This is a genomic window from Romboutsia weinsteinii (assembly GCF_002250835.2).
Lineage (GTDB): Bacteria > Bacillota > Clostridia > Peptostreptococcales > Peptostreptococcaceae > Romboutsia_A > Romboutsia_A weinsteinii.
Map to the genome: position 1 here is coordinate 1 of NZ_NOJY02000012.1, position 15819 is coordinate 15819.

At 28.2% G+C, this 15819-nt stretch carries 11 protein-coding genes; 7 read left to right on the top strand and 4 right to left on the bottom strand.

Going from position 1 to position 15819, the window contains the following annotated elements:
- The first annotated feature begins 78 nt into the window (after positions 1-78).
- Both typA and CHL78_RS08600 read left to right on the top strand, forming a co-directional pair.
- Positions 79-1905: a translational GTPase TypA gene (gene typA / locus CHL78_RS08595; RefSeq protein WP_116041381.1), complete on the top strand. Its 1827-nt coding sequence runs from the start codon at positions 79-81 to the stop codon at positions 1903-1905.
- A gap of 708 nt (positions 1906-2613) precedes the next feature.
- On the top strand, positions 2614-3672 hold the full coding sequence (locus tag CHL78_RS08600; RefSeq protein ID WP_094369100.1) for an NAD(P)H-dependent flavin oxidoreductase: 1059 nt from the start codon (positions 2614-2616) through the stop codon (positions 3670-3672).
- A gap of 153 nt (positions 3673-3825) precedes the next feature.
- On the opposite strand, the gene CHL78_RS08605 is transcribed toward CHL78_RS08600, so the two are convergent.
- Positions 3826-4959: an aldo/keto reductase gene (locus tag CHL78_RS08605; protein WP_094369101.1), complete on the bottom strand. Its 1134-nt coding sequence runs from the start codon at positions 4957-4959 to the stop codon at positions 3826-3828.
- A 293-nt stretch (positions 4960-5252) separates the two neighbouring features.
- Between CHL78_RS08605 and CHL78_RS08610 the strand changes: the two genes are divergently transcribed.
- Positions 5253-6188 carry a magnesium transporter CorA family protein gene (locus CHL78_RS08610; protein WP_094369102.1) on the top strand — a complete coding sequence of 312 codons (936 nt, stop codon included), beginning with the start codon at positions 5253-5255 and terminating at the stop codon, positions 6186-6188.
- Positions 6189-6460: 272 nt separating this feature from the next.
- Positions 6461-7378, top strand: a complete 918-nt coding sequence (locus CHL78_RS08615) for a calcium/sodium antiporter (protein ID WP_094369103.1) — start codon at positions 6461-6463, stop codon at positions 7376-7378.
- Here CHL78_RS08615 and CHL78_RS08620 read toward each other — a convergent pair.
- On the bottom strand, positions 7370-9229 hold the full coding sequence (locus CHL78_RS08620) for a M56 family metallopeptidase (protein WP_094369104.1): 1860 nt from the start codon (positions 9227-9229) through the stop codon (positions 7370-7372). The genes CHL78_RS08615 and CHL78_RS08620 overlap by 9 nt on opposite strands.
- A gap of 6 nt (positions 9230-9235) precedes the next feature.
- Positions 9236-9607, bottom strand: a complete 372-nt coding sequence (locus CHL78_RS08625; RefSeq protein WP_094369105.1) for a BlaI/MecI/CopY family transcriptional regulator — start codon at positions 9605-9607, stop codon at positions 9236-9238.
- A 272-nt stretch (positions 9608-9879) separates the two neighbouring features.
- Between CHL78_RS08625 and CHL78_RS08630 the strand changes: the two genes are divergently transcribed.
- Genes CHL78_RS08630 through CHL78_RS08640 form a run of 3 tightly spaced genes read left to right on the top strand, consistent with a single transcriptional unit; the run spans position 9880 to position 13580 of the window.
- Positions 9880-10497, top strand: coding sequence for a recombinase family protein (locus CHL78_RS08630; protein ID WP_094369106.1), 618 nt, complete (start codon positions 9880-9882; stop codon positions 10495-10497).
- Complete coding sequence (locus CHL78_RS08635) at positions 10487-13270, top strand: Tn3 family transposase (protein WP_094369107.1); 2784 nt, start codon at positions 10487-10489, stop codon at positions 13268-13270. The genes CHL78_RS08630 and CHL78_RS08635 overlap by 11 nt, the downstream gene beginning before the upstream one ends.
- 37 nt (positions 13271-13307) lie before the next feature.
- Positions 13308-13580 carry a hypothetical protein gene (locus tag CHL78_RS08640; protein WP_094369108.1) on the top strand — a complete coding sequence of 91 codons (273 nt, stop codon included), beginning with the start codon at positions 13308-13310 and terminating at the stop codon, positions 13578-13580.
- Between the two features lie 117 nt (positions 13581-13697).
- On the opposite strand, the gene CHL78_RS08645 is transcribed toward CHL78_RS08640, so the two are convergent.
- Positions 13698-15569 carry a tetratricopeptide repeat protein gene (locus CHL78_RS08645; RefSeq protein WP_116041383.1) on the bottom strand — a complete coding sequence of 624 codons (1872 nt, stop codon included), beginning with the start codon at positions 15567-15569 and terminating at the stop codon, positions 13698-13700.
- Positions 15570-15819: the final 250 nt, after the last annotated feature.

Here is a 15819-nt window from a genome sequence, read left to right on the forward strand (position 1 = left end):
AGATGTGTATAAGAGACAGCAGATATACTGTGCTATACTTAATAAGTTATTTTTAAATTGAAACGGAGGAATATGATAATGTCATTAAAACATAAAATCGTAAACATAGCAGTTATCGCCCATGTCGATGCTGGAAAATCAACTTTAGTTGATGCATTCTTACACCAATCAGGAACTTTCAGAGACAACGAAGTTGTTAAGGATTGTGTAATGGATAGTAACGACCTTGAAGCAGAAAGAGGTATAACAATATACTCTAAAAACTGTTCTATAAACTATAAGGACTATAAAATAAATATAGTAGATACTCCTGGACATAGTGACTTCTCATCAGAAGTAGAACGTGTTATAAAAACAGTTGATACAGTTATATTATTAGTAGATGCTAGTGAAGGGCCAATGCCTCAAACTAGATTCGTTTTACAAAAATCTTTAGAAGCTGGACTTAGACCTATATTATTTATAAATAAAATAGATAAGCAAGACCAAAGAGCTGAAGAAGTAGTTAATGAAGTATTTGACTTATTCGTAGACTTAAACGCTACTGATGAGCAATGTGAATTCCCAATAATATACGGTATCGCTAAGCAAGGTATAGCTAAATTAGAAATGGATGATGAAAGTACAGACTTATCACCATTATTCGAAACAGTTATAAACCACGTTGAAGCTTATCCTGATTTTGATAGTGAATCTTTACAACTTCAAGTATCTGCTCTTGCATATGATGATTATGTAGGAAGATTAGGTATAGGTAGAGTTTACAAAGGTACTGTTAAAAATGGTGAAACAGTTTCTATATGCAAAGCAGATGGATCTGTAGCTAGAGGTAAAATATCTAAGCTTACAGCTTACGAAGGATTAAACCAAGTAGAAAAATCAGAAGCTTATTCTGGTGATATAGTAGTTATAGCAGGTATACCTGATATATCTATAGGTGAAACAATATGTAACACTGATAACCCACTTCCAATGGAAATGATACACATAGAAGAACCTACTTTATCTATGAACTTCTTAGTAAATGATTCTCCATTCTGTGGTAAGAGTGGTAAATTCGTTACTACAAGACACTTAAAAGATAGATTAGATAAAGAATTAGAAGTAAACGTAGGACTTAAAGTTGAATCAATGGATACTACAGATGGATACAGAGTATCTGGTCGTGGAGAGCTTCACTTATCTATACTTCTTGAAAACATGAGACGTGAAGGTTTCGAAATAGGTGTTTCTAAGCCAGAAGTTTTAATGCACAGAGAAAATGGAAAATTAATGGAACCTATGGAAAGAGTTATAGTTAACTGTCCAGAAGTTTTCTCAGGAACAGTAATAAATAAATTAAACCTTAGAAAAGCTCTTATGGAATCTATGTCTATAGAAGGAGATTACGTTAAAATAGAATTTATCGCTCCTACTCGTGGACTTTTAGGTTACAGAAGTGAATTTATAAATGATACTCGTGGTGAAGGTACTTTAGTTCGTTCATTCGAAAGATTCGAAGATCACAAAGGTTCAATACCAGGAAGAACTAATGGAGTTTTAGTAGCTCAAGGACCTGGAACAACTATGGCTTACTCTCTTGCAGCTTTAAGTGAAAGAGCAAGTATGTTCGTTGAACCAGCTACTAATGTTTACGAAGGTATGATAATCGGTATGAACTCTAGAAAAGATGATATGGTTGTTAACCCATGTAAAAACAAGAAGTTAACTAACGTTCGTTCTTCTGGTACTGATGATGCAGTAAAATTACAAGCTGCTAGAATATTCACTCTAGAAGAAGCTTTAGAATTCATAGAAGATGATGAATTAGTTGAAATAACTCCTGATGCTATAAGACTTAGAAAGAGATTCTTAAACGAAAACGAAAGATTAAGATACAATAAGTCAAGACAAGCAAGCAAATAAACATATATAAGCCAGTTATCTTTTTAGATAACTGGCTTTTTTACAGAATAAAAAATAAAAAAATGGTATCATATTTAGAATTTAACTTCTAATCTTGATACCATTTTATATTATATAAATAGTTATCTAAAATAACTTTTTATTAATTTTCGCTTATTAATTCTTCGGCATTTATATTTTCAGATATATATGATATTAATGTTAAACCGTACATAAGCGCTACTGCAACTCCTGTAATAAGTACTATCGCCATCTCTATTCATCTCCTTTGTTTATATTATATAACCCTTATGTGAAATTTTTGTGAATTTAACTTGAATATTTATTAATTTCTTTTTTGATTATAATTATATAATACATTATATAAATTTTTACCAATAAAATATAGTTATAATTTTGTAACCTTTTAAATATTTTAAAGTAATCACATCTATTTTTCTATCTTTATTGTTATACATACATATTAATTATATACCTTATTTTAAATAATATACTTAACCATATATCTTATTCTCTATAATCTAAATATTTAATTTCTAAAAGTTATATTTTATATTATAAATTTCGTCATACTCTTAATTTCATATTTTTTAATTAATTATTAAATTTTTTATATCCATTTCACTTTATTTGTAGTATAATGTTTTTAGTACCAGGTATTAATACTTAATATAACAACCTGGCAACTTTTCATTTTAGGAGGGGATTATTATAAAATCATTAATAATTGGAGATTTAGTTGCAAAAATTCCTATAATCCAGGGCGGTATGGGAGTTGGAATATCTAGATCATCGCTTGCTAGTGCTGTAGCAAAAGCTGGAGGTATCGGAATAATCTCTGGTGCTCAAGTTGGATATGATGAAGATGATTTCGAAAGCAATACTTTGGCCGCAAACTTAAGGGCTTTAAGAAAACATATACATAAAGCAAAACAGGATTCTTTAGGAGGTGTTATAGGCCTAAACCTAATGGTAGCTATGAATAATTATGAAGATCATGTTAAAGAAGCAATCTCTGCCGGTGTAGATCTTATAATCTCAGGAGCTGGACTTCCAACTAAGCTTCCTAGCTTTGTAAAAAATACTACTGTAAAAATAGCACCTATAGTATCAACTTCAAAAGCTGCAAGTGTAATATTAAAGATGTGGGATAGAAAAGAAAATGCTACTGCAGATTTAATAGTTGTAGAAGGACCAAAAGCTGGTGGTCATCTAGGCTATAGCAATGATGAACTTGATAATATTGATGATATTAATTATGATGAAGAGTTTATCAAAATATTAGAAGTTGCTAAAACTTATGGCGAAAAATACAACAAAGAAATACCAGTAGTAGCTGCCGGTGGAATTTCTTCACCTTCAGATGTAAAAAAATACATAGACTTAGGTGCTTCTGGTGTCCAAGTTGGTACTAGATTTGTAGCTACACACGAGTGTGATGCTCATGAAAACTTTAAAATGAAATATGTAAATGCTACTGAAGATGATATTCAGATAGTAAAAAGTCCTGTAGGTCTTCCAGGACGCGCTATTAAAAATAAGTTTTTAGATGAAGTAAGTATTTCTAGACCTAAAATAACAAAATGCTATAATTGTCTAATTCCATGTAACCCAAAAGATACACCTTACTGCATTTCTAAAGCATTAATAAATGCAGCCAAGGGAGATATCGATAATGCACTTTTATTCTGCGGAAATGATGCATATAAAGTTGATAGACTATACTCTGTAGACGAGGTTATTAAAGAATTGACATCTATGTTATAGATTATATTATTTTCAGTATATTATATTTGAATAATTATTTTTCAAAACTCCTACCCGCTATACATTTTATAGCTCTATAGTTTACTGAAAATAAATAGAGGCTATATTTAATCACTAATCAATTAGTAGTTAAATATAGCCCTTTTTTAGTTTCTATGCTTCAAATACTGAACACACTTCTTTTAACTTATTCCTTATATCAATATGTTGAGGACATTTTTCTTCACACGCCCCACATTCTACACAAATAGATGCATGAGATTTTTCTGACTCCAGATAAGAATAGTAATTCTCCTTTATAGTATCTACATTTCCAAACATAGAAGAATTATTTAGTAATTCAAAACATGTGGGTATACTAACACCTAATGGACAAGGTACACAGTATTTACATCCGGTACAATTTACTTTGATTTTTGATTTAAACTCATCCTTCAATTGATTAATAACTGTTTCTTCTTCCTCAGTCATTGAGTTTTTTATCCCTTCACTATCAGCAATCTTTAAATTATCTATTATTTGCTCTATGGTAGACATTCCACTCAAAACAACACTTATCTCTTCTCTATTATATAAGAATTTAAAAGCCCATCCCGCAGCATTTTTTTGTACATTAGACTTTTCTATAATATCTTTAATTTTTTTAGATACATTATTTACTAATGCTCCTCCACGAAGAGGCTCCATTATAATAATACCTAAATCTTTGCTTGCTGCATATAAAAGCCCTTCTGTTCCAGCTTGATACTCTTCATCAATATAATTATATTGTATTTGAGTAAAATCCCAGTCGTAATCATCTATTATCTCTTTATATACATCTATCGTATCATGGAAGGAAAAACCTACATACCTTGCCTTCTTCTCTTCTTTTATTTTATCTATAAATTCAAACAATCCATTTTCTTTTGCATTTCTATAGCTTTCTTTATTTAGATTATGAATTAGGTAAAAATCAATATAGTTAGTCTGTAATCTCTCAAGTTGCTCATTAAAATACTTATCCATATCTTCTCTGCTTGTTATTAGCCAAGTTGGTAGCTTAGTTGCTAACTTTACTTTTTCTCGATATCCACCTTTCAATATCTCCCCTACTACTGGTTCACTTTCTCCATTATGATATGGGTATGCTGTATCTATATAATTCACCCCATTATCTATAGCATATCTAACCATCTCTGTCGCTTTTACTTCATCAATTTTACCATCTTTTGTCGGAAATCTCATACATCCAAATCCAAGTATAGATACCTCTTCATTTGTCTTTCCCATTTTTCTATATAACATACTATCCCCTCCACTTAGTTATCTATTTAATTATAAATTAATATATTTAAAAAATCTATTGAAACTATTCACTAAAAATGCTAAATTAAATAAGATAGTATTTTTAATGAATATAAAAAATAGGAGAGTGATGGAAAAATGGACCATAGTCCGTTGCGGCTAAAATACTTGATACCATCACTTTTATTATCTAACAAAAACTAATTTCTTTATTCAATTATATAAATTAGTTATTTAATAGATAATATTAAGTGATGAGATTTATATAAAACTGAATAGAAGGATGTGTTGCCATGATAAGATATTATAAGACTATAGATTCCAAGTTGGAAAAGCTTAGTTCTTTTGAGACTGGCTGTTGGATAAATCTTGTTGAGCCAAATCAAAGTGAAATTAACGAAATTTCTAATCTACTAGATGTAGAAGTTGAAAGTATTACTTCTGCCCTAGATGAAGAGGAACGTTCAAGAATAGATGTTGAAGATAACCATACACTTATACTAATAGATATCCCTGTAGATGAGAGTGATGAAAAATCATCTCATTACTCTACTATACCTTTAGGCATAATTATTACAGGAAATACTATTTTGACAGTTTGTACTGCACAAACTAAGATTTTAAATGACTTTATAGTTGGACATATTAAGGATTTTTATACTTATAAAAGAACTCGCTTTATTCTTCAAATTCTTCACAAAAATGCTACATACTACTTGCATTATCTAAGAAGAATAAATAAAATGACTACTATTATAGAACGTGAAGTTTCTAAGTCTATGAAAAATAAAGAGCTTCTTCAGCTCTTAGAACTTGAAAAATCTCTAGTATATTTTTCTACATCCTTAAAAGCTAATGAACTTGTATTAAATAAAATGGTAAGAACAAATGGAATAAAAAAGTATTCTGAAGATGAAGACTTACTAGAAGATGTAATAGTCGAAAATAGACAGGCCCTTGAAATGGCTACAATTTATGGAGATATATTAAGCCGAATCATGGATGCTTTTAGTGCAATAATAAGTAATAATCAAAATAATGTAATGCAATTTTTAGCGTCTGTTACACTAATCTTCTCAATACCAACGATAATCTCTGGATTCTTTGGAATGAACGTTGGGGGCATACCTTATTCTACTGACCCCAATGGATTTTGGCTTGTTATGTTAATTACAACTATACTTTGTTTAATTATTACATTTATCATGTCTAGAAGTAAGCTTCTTTAATTAATTGTAAAATATTGGTTGCATTTTTCTACAGCATATTCTATAATTAATAATATAAGATATCCCTTGAAGGGGAGTAGCTTACACTTTACGTGGATAGCCAGTCGTCATTTCAGTGATGTATTTCACTCGGTTGGTTAGCAAGTTATTATACTTGAAAGCAAGACCTTCGAAACAGATAGTTTGTCTATTTGTTTTGAAGGTCTTTTTTGATTTTAATACCATGTAAAGAATAGAAAGAATACATTTATATTTTAATTTTGGAGGTTTTTATGAATTATATTTTACTTTTATTGGGATTTGCTTTATTGGTTAAAGGTGCTGACTATTTTGTAGATGGTGCTTCAAATATTGCAAAGGTATTAAAAATTCCACCACTTATTATAGGTCTTACTATTGTGGCTTTTGGTACTAGTGCTCCCGAAGCAGCTGTTAGTATATCTGCTGCACTAGATGGTCAAAATGGTATGGCTATGGGGAATGTTATAGGGTCAAACTTATTCAATCTACTTATGGTAGTAGGTATGACAGGAGTAATTAAAAATTTACATGTTGAAAAAGCAATTATAAGAAAAGAGTTTCCATTCTTACTATTAGCATCAGTACTTATGTTTGTATTAATGGGAGATGTATTTTTACAAGGGACAACTAGTAGTATGCTTAGTAGGAGTGATGGTTTAGTTTTACTAATGTTTTTCTCAATTTTCATATACTCTTTAATAGGTTCAGCTTTAAAGTCTAGAAATACATCTCTTGAAGAAGTATCTTCTACATATGAATGTTCTGGAGATATTTTAGTTGAAAGTACTCAAGAGTCTGATTCGCTTGTAAAATCAATACTATTTTCTATATTAGGTATTATTGCAATTGTGGCCGGTGGTCAATTGGTAGTTAAATGTGCATCTACAATTGCTACACAGTTTGGTGTTAGTGATCAACTTATAGGTCTTACAATCGTTGCTATTGGTACTTCCCTACCTGAGCTTGTAACTTCAATAGTTGCAGCTACTAAAGGCGAAAGTGATATAGCTTTAGGCCAACTTGTGTTTTTTCCGAAAATTTGCGTCATAAGTACCTCAAGTAAAGCAATTTCAATCTGTCCTGCCATTATGTACTTTAAACCTAGTTATATTAAAATAGCCAACTTAATTATTTTAAACTGGCTATTTTATAATGTGCTATTAAATTGATTTCAATAATAAGTTTTTTATTACATTTAAATCTTTACTATTTATTGATAATGAATGAATAAAATCAATGTTTTTAGGTATGTTATACTCTTCTTTAGTTTCATCATCTACACAAATTAAATTATTCGTATTTAGCAACTCAAAAAACTCTCCATTGTTACCTTCTTTAACAAGGAATATATTATTTAGTTCTTTCGTTTTATCTATACTACAAAGAGTAAGTGTATAATCACTTAAGTTTGTAGTATAGTAAGATGCTCCAGGACTTTCAGCATCTTGTACTTTAAGATTTGGATTAACTTTTAAAAATTCACTATTATCCAATTTTCCCTTTTCAGATTTAAGTATTATATTTTTATAATCATCATACAAATTAGAATTAACCACATTAGTACCTAATTTTTTAGCAAATTTATCAATTATATCAATAGATACACTAGATATTTCAATTGAACTTTTCAATTCTAAATTATTGAAATTTGCACTACTAAGACTAATTTCTTTTAAATACTTATTTTCATCAAATAAATTATAAGTAACTACATCTACCTTAGATTCATTTTTATCATTTTTAGTTAATACGATTTCTTCATTTTCATATTCGTATACTATAAATGTAGCGTATCTATTTACTTTTCTTAAATAATTAGTTTCCTTAAGTATCTCATCAACAATACTAATCGTAAGATTTGAACTTTCCTCTAATAATTTAGATATTTCAAAGAATTTATTTTGTACGGTATTAAGCTTTTTAACATCGGACAAAGTTTTATAAGATGTATTAGCGTAGATTATATTTTGTTTAGAATTCATCAAAATTAATGGAGATATAGTACCTATTGTTAACACACCAACAAGTGTTAATATCAACTTTTTTTCTTTTAAATTTTTTGTGTTTTTTATATTCATGATTCTCTCCTCTACATTCTTTTTATCATTAATCATATTCGTTAAAATAGGTGTAGATTTTTTATTATTCATACTAGATAATACGGTTAATATCGTCATACCATATAAGACTAAATCATTAGGTTCTAATATATTTGATACTTTATAGTCTGTAGCAATTTCAATGTCTTGCCTTATTCTTTTAAATATATAATTTATAAAAGGGTTAAACCAATGTATACACTGTAATATCAACAATATAACACTTATATAGTTATCCTTTCGCTCATAATGGCATATCTCATGGATAAATATAAACTCTATTTCTGAATCACTTAAGTTAGATAAATATGATGGAAATAATATTTTGGGCTTTATTATTCCAAATATAGCAGGAGCATCTACTTTATCGGTAATTATTAATTCTATATTTCTAGCAACATTACATTTTTTCTTACTATTTAAAAATATATATCTAATTCTTTTTGATAAAATAGAGCTTGTTTTAAGTTCATCTAGTAATTTACAATAAGATAGAATCAGCATTAATAGTAAAACTATAAACGTTAATAACCAAATGCAAGGGGCGCATTTCATGGTATTATGATATATATAGTTATACAATTCATTACTAGTATTTAAATTGATATTCTCAATTGAATTAAATGTTTCTAGATTAAATTTATCAACTGTATTAAGCCTATTTAATAAGACATTTGCATTACTTTCATGTAAATAATCCCTTGCTACATTTACATATTTATTATTTATTTTATTAAATATGTTTATACTACTTTCTGGGCTAAATGGAATAGCTAACTTCAAAATAAAAACTACCCATAATACATAGGTCCATTTAGGAGTCAGCTTATCTCTTAAAAATAGCTTAATCGTTAGAATTATTAATCCTGCAATAGTAGCACATACAGTTGAACTTAACACCGTATTAAATAACTTGTCCATAATAGATTACCTTTCATCTAATAGATTTTTTAAATAATTGATATCTGTTTCTGTTAGCTTTGTATTTTTTATAAATGTGGTCATCATTAAGTTTAAAGACCCATTATAAAGTTTATTTAATAGTGATTCATTTGCAAAATTTTTATATTCTTCCTCTGTTACTAGAGAATAGTATATATATGTTTTTCTATTCAATTTTTCTATTCCTAAAACACCCTTATTCGATAATCTGGATATCAATGTTTGTATTGTTCTCGGACTCCAAGATGTTTTTTTTATTAATTCAGATACAATTTCACTAGTTGTTGCTTTATTTAATCTCCATACTACTTTTAATATTTCTAACTCTGATTCCGTGACTTTAGTTTCTCTGCACATAATATATACCTCCTATTTAACCACATTTGTAGTATTCGCTTTAACTACAATAGTAATCCAAACCAAATTTTGGATTGGGAATATTTTATGTGTATTTAAAAAATAAAAAGGTCAATAAAGTTAAGATATTTTAGACCTTCGATAATTCTATATTTTATAGGTCTAAAAATACCTAGATTTTTATATTTTAGACCTTAGTATAATTTATTTTAAATTATTATGTACTATTATTTCTTTAAAGTTTAAAATATTGACTATGGAGGAGAGGTAATATGACATATGGATATTGTAGAGTTAGTACAAAGCATCAGAGCCTTCAAAGGCAGATAAGTGCATTAATTAAATACGGAATTAATGAAAGATTTATATTTTCAGATAAGTATAGTGGAAAAACATTAGATAGAGCTGGACTTAATGAGCTTACATCTATAATAAAACCTGGAGATAAAATTGTAATAAAAGAAATCGATAGACTTGGTAGAAATCGTAAAGAAACTAAAGAATTAATAATTTATTTTATCAAAAATGATATTGAATTAATTTGTTTAGATATGCCCTATTTAAAAGAGTTTATAATCGACAAAATAAAGGAAAGTGAAGGTTTCCTTGAGATAATGGCTAACGCACTTTTAGATGTAATTCTAGAAGTAGCACAACAAGAAAGAAAGCGAATAGTTGATAGAACCTCAGAAGGTAGAAAAAGAGCTGTTCTAGAAGGGCGTAAGTTTGGTAGGAATTCAAAGCTCTCTCTTGAAGAATTTAAAGTTTATTATGATAAGTTTCTAATGCGTGAAATGAAAGCAAAGGATATTCAAAAAGAGTTGAATATAAGTAAGCAATCCTATTACAACTACATTGAAAGGTTAAATAATATTAATAATGAACTATAGATATGTACTACTTTCAAAGAATGAACGAGATAGGATAGTAAACACATTTTTCTCAGATGAAAATATAATATATGATTTTTCATTAACAACTGAAGAAATAGAAAGAATAAATACTTTTAGAAAGCCTTATAATTCAATAGGATACGCATTGCAATATCTATTCTTAAAAAATAGAGGTATTTCAATTTTAAACCATCAAGAGTTAATATCATCAAAGGTTATTGATTATGTTGCGGAGCAATTAAATAAAAATCCACAAAGACTAGATAAATATTGGATAAACAGAACGTCTACCTATAGAAATTTAAAGGAAATCTGTGAGCTACTTGGATACAGTAAATTTGATTTTAATGAAGATATTGAATCTGAGTTATTTAGCATAGTAATATCTACTTCGAGTAAATATGAAATGGCTAAAGGATTCATAGATGCATTAATCTCAAGAAAACTTATTCTACCAAATATATCAACTATTGAAGAAATGATTTCACGAAAAATAATTGAATGTGATGAGTTTATATATAAACAAATATATTCTCAGATAAAAGATAAATCTCAATTAGATAAACTTTTTTTAGCAGAAAGTAATGGAATCTCAACATTTTCTAGAATAAAAGGAGCGTCTGTTAATGTAAGCTCTAATGGAGTAAAAACATTACTAAAATTAATAAAAGAGATTAATGAATATGGAGAAATTGTGGATTTAAGTTTTTTGAATGATAGTAAAATTCTATATTTTAATTCAGAAATACAGAAATCTCACATGGCAAGAATTAATAGATTTACTGATGAATATAAAAAATACAGTTACTTATCAATGTTTTTATATTTTAAGAAAAAAGAGTTCATGGATATGGCAATAGAGGTTGTATCTGAGCATATTCATCAAATAAAAAAACGAAGTAAAAGAAAGGCTCAGGAACATAATGCTAAGTCTCAGTCAATATATAAACTTGAACGTGAAAAGACTAGAGAGATGTTATCTAAACTACTTAATATAGACACATTAGAAGCCTTTAAACAGTATCAGGATGAATTTATAAAAGACTTCAAAGATGAATTAGAAAATTCAATAAATGAACTAGATGAAGTTGATTTTTTAGTTAAATCGTATAAAAGCATAGACTATCTATCAGAGTTATTAGATATTATTGAGTTTGATAGCAATACAAAGCCTGAATTAATCGAGTTTATACGTAATTTTAGGAACAGCAAAACAAGAAAAAATATTAAGATAGATATCTCTTGCTTCGATTCTAAGTGGCAAAAAAACATTAAAAAATATGAGTATAGTAAAAATATAGTTGGTATTACGGTAGCAAGTGCTATAAGAGATAGTGTAAGGTCAGGTGATTTATTTGTTAGAGAAAGTAAAAAATATAATAGCCTAGACCATTATTTAATTGAAAGTACAGATACTGTAAATAGTAATCAAGCATTTAATTTCTTAAATAATCTTAAGCAGAGCTTTGATATTCCGAGGAAATTTGAACTTGATAGAGAAATAGAGCAAGACGAAAAAAGTAATTTTAGTGATAAAATATATAGCTACATGCCTAATATTTCAATGCCTGAGATGATATATGAAGTACATAGTTGGAATAATTTTTTAGAAGATTTTAAAGGATATCATTCTAATAAATTAGAGAAACAAAAATCATTAATAGCATCATTACTTGCAGATGGTCACAATATAGGATTTCCTAAAATATCTATTGCTAGTGGTATTGATGAATTTATATTAAGAAGAGCCAGTGATTACTATTTAAATTATGAAAATATATCTAGAGCACAGAAAACATTAGTCAATTATCACTATTCTCTTGATATTGTAAAAAACTGGGGAGATGGTAAAGCATCATCGTCCGATGGAATGAGAGTTCCAATAAATTCAAAGACAATATATGCAGATTATAACACCCATTATGGAAATAGAGGTGGAGGTATATATAGGCACGTTAGCGACCAATATACGCCTTATTATGTACAAATATTAGAAGGTAGAGATAGTAACCATGTATTAGATGGTTTACTGTATCATGATACTGACCTTGATATATATGAACATTCAACCGATACCGCTGGATATACTGAGCAGATGTTTGCACTAACATATCTTTTAGGATTTAAGTTTAAGCCTCGAATAAAGAATTTAACACAACAGCAATTATATGCATTTGAGAGTTTCCAAACAAAAGAAATAAAGATTAAAAAAATAAATGAAAAAACAATATTAGATAATTATTCAGAGGTAATGAGATTAGTTGAATCAATTAGATGCGGTAAGGTTAAAGCATCTTTGATACTTCAAAAAATAAACTCTTACAATCGTGATAATGGTGTTGCTAAAGGACTTAAAGAAATTGGAAGAATTATAAAAACAAAATATATAATAGATTATTATTCTGATGGAGATTTAAGAAAAGAAGTTCAAAAAATATTAAATAAAGGAGAGTCTATAAATTCTGTTGCTAGAATTATATTCTTCGGAAAACAAGGAAGGCTTAATGTAAGTAAAATAGAGCGACAACTAGAGAAAGTTAGTTGTTTAAATATACTTCTGAGTGTTTTAATTATTTGGAATTCTAGGTATTTAGAAAAGATATATGATTTGGTTAAAAATGAACCTTGGTTTAATGAAGAAGAATTTAAAAGGGTAAGCCCTTTAGGTACTTCTCATGTGAATTTTTTAGGAAGATATATATTAGAAGATACTACTATATCAACAAAAGATGGCTTAAGAGACCTAGAAATCAAAGACCAAGAGTTATAATTCTTGGTCTATTGGTATTGCTTAGGTTGAGGTACTTGTGACGCATTTTTTCGGAAAAAACACAAGTTGGCCTTTAGGTAATGTTATAGGGTCAAATGTATTTAATATATTATTTGTATTAGGTATATCTTCATTTATTTCTCCAATTTCGATAGATCCTAAGTTATTCATTGATGGATTATTTATGATATTTGCTACAGCACTTACTTATGTTTTTGCTACTAAGGAAAAAGATATTAATACTTTTGAAAGTATAGTTTTAATTTCGCTTTATGGATTGTATACTGCTTACTTAATATTTACTATGTAGTGTGCATTTTAAATAAATAGTAATTATATCATTAAAAGATATATAAGAATATATATAAAAAGGGATACTTAAAGATGTAAGATTGCATCCTTAAGTATCCTTTTTATTTATATAATATTATATCTTTTTTTCTGTTTCTAGTATCATTTCTGTTTCTAAGTCTTCAAACATCTCATTTAAATTTTCATGAATCTCTAATACATATTTTGGAACATAGTCTTCTCTATCTTTGTCAATTTCTTGTACCCCAAAATCTGATATTAATACTTCATCAAAATCAATATTTAGCGTTGGCATGCTTTCAAGTATTTCTCTACATCCATCATAGTTTTCTTCAGAAAGATTTCTATACATATCTAAACTCTTCTTATGGTAAAGACAAGCAAGCATATATTCACATCTCTTATTGCCTAGCTTCATACCCTCTTTATAGTATTTTTCCGCTTCTAGCTCTTCATTTAATTTTAAACTTAACTGTCCTAGGTTATGTATTGACTCTACACATCCACATGCTCTAGCCTTTTCATACCAATATTTAGAATTCACATAATCTTTGTAAAAAATATCATATATTACTGCAACCATATGTTGTGAATAAATATTATTTTCATTTGCAGGTGTATCAAACATTTTTTTAGCTTCCTCAAAATTGCCTTCATTGAAGTATATTCTACCCATATGTATACGAGAATTAATATGTCCCTTCTCTGCTGATAAATTAAAATACTCCTTAGCATCCTCTATTTGACCTAAGTTCTCATAAATATATCCTAGTCTATAGCAAGATTTTATATCTCCATTATCTGAAGCTTTTTTGTACCAATTTATTGCTTCTTCAGTATTATCAATTTCTTCATATATATTCCCTAATTTTATTTGACATGATAACTCGGTAGAATTTCTCAGATAATAAGAAATAGCCTTCTCTATGTCTTTATTTTGATAGTATAAATCACCTATATTTTCAATAGATACCTTACATCCATCTAATATAGCTTCTTCATAATACTTTATTGCATTTTCAAAATCTTTTTCTTCAAAGTAAAGGCCTGCTAAATTATTCTTAGCCTCTACAATATTATCATTACAAGCCATTTGGTAATAAATTTTCGCATTATCTATTTCATTTTCTCTATTATAAAGATTCGCAAGTTTATACTTAGATCTAGCATGATTTTCATCAATTGCTTTTTCATAGTACTCACATGCATCTTCTAGTTCATTTTGTCTATCAAATATGTACGCTAACCTATATTGTGATTTGATATCTCCCTTATCAGCGCTTTTTTTATAATATCTTTTAGCTTCTTCTAGATCCTCTTTAACTTCCATGAGCATTCCCATATTAAAGCAACCTTTTATGTGACCACACTTATGTAGATGCTTATAAATACTGATTGCGCCCTTTTCATCATCTTCTCTGGTATTTAATATAGCTAAATTGTATTTAGCATCTTCATCCCCTAATACAGAACCTTTTTTATAATACTCATAAGCCTCTTCACTTCTTCCTAAAGTACTGTACAATACCCCTAAATTAAAACATGCTCTAGGAAAATTAGAATCTGAACATTCTTTTAACCATTTTTCACTTCTCACATAATCTCTTAACTTAAAATGAGTAACACCCAAGTTATTTTGAGCTTTTAAATTCCCTAAAAGAGCCACCTTTTCAAACCAATAAAGTGCATACTCAAAACCATCTAATTGGAAATACATATTTCCTAAATCAAAAGCAGCATCCTCAAATCCACTCTTGTACGCCATTTTGTACCACTTTTCAGCTTCATGGTATTGTCTTTTACTAAAAAATATATTCCCTAGTGCATACTGTGATCTTTCATTTCCTTCAAGTGCTGAGTTTTTATATACTTCTATAGCTTGATCTATTTTACCCATCTTTTCATATAGTGCTCCCTTTGTATGAACAATCTTTGGATCGTGGGTTATATTCTTTATTTTTTGAATAGAAAACTTTGAACTTTTCATAACTAACTCCCTACTTATTTCTTATAAATTTAATCTTAAATTTCCATTATACTAATTATATAACATTATCCTAATATATATTAAGGTTTTTTTAATTGTAAGAAAATTGTAATAAACCTTAATATATAATTACTTTTTATATTTTATTATTAACATACTATATAATGTTATGTATATACAACATATAAAATCTTCATTAAGTGATATCTATATAACTTATAATCTTTAGTTTTTATAATAGTTACAAAAT

Coding starts and splice junctions, on each gene's coding strand:
- CHL78_RS08630 (WP_094369106.1), top strand. CDS start 9,880: ATGACATATGGATATTGTAGAGTTAGTACAAAGCATCAGAGCCTTCAA.
- CHL78_RS08615 (WP_094369103.1), top strand. CDS start 6,461: ATGAATTATATTTTACTTTTATTGGGATTTGCTTTATTGGTTAAAGGT.
- CHL78_RS08605 (WP_094369101.1), bottom strand. CDS start 4,959: ATGTTATATAGAAAAATGGGAAAGACAAATGAAGAGGTATCTATACTT.
- CHL78_RS08610 (WP_094369102.1), top strand. CDS start 5,253: ATGATAAGATATTATAAGACTATAGATTCCAAGTTGGAAAAGCTTAGT.
- CHL78_RS08645 (WP_116041383.1), bottom strand. CDS start 15,569: ATGAAAAGTTCAAAGTTTTCTATTCAAAAAATAAAGAATATAACCCAC.
- CHL78_RS08625 (WP_094369105.1), bottom strand. CDS start 9,607: ATGTGCAGAGAAACTAAAGTCACGGAATCAGAGTTAGAAATATTAAAA.
- CHL78_RS08620 (WP_094369104.1), bottom strand. CDS start 9,229: ATGGACAAGTTATTTAATACGGTGTTAAGTTCAACTGTATGTGCTACT.
- typA (WP_116041381.1), top strand. CDS start 79: ATGTCATTAAAACATAAAATCGTAAACATAGCAGTTATCGCCCATGTC.
- CHL78_RS08635 (WP_094369107.1), top strand. CDS start 10,487: ATGAACTATAGATATGTACTACTTTCAAAGAATGAACGAGATAGGATA.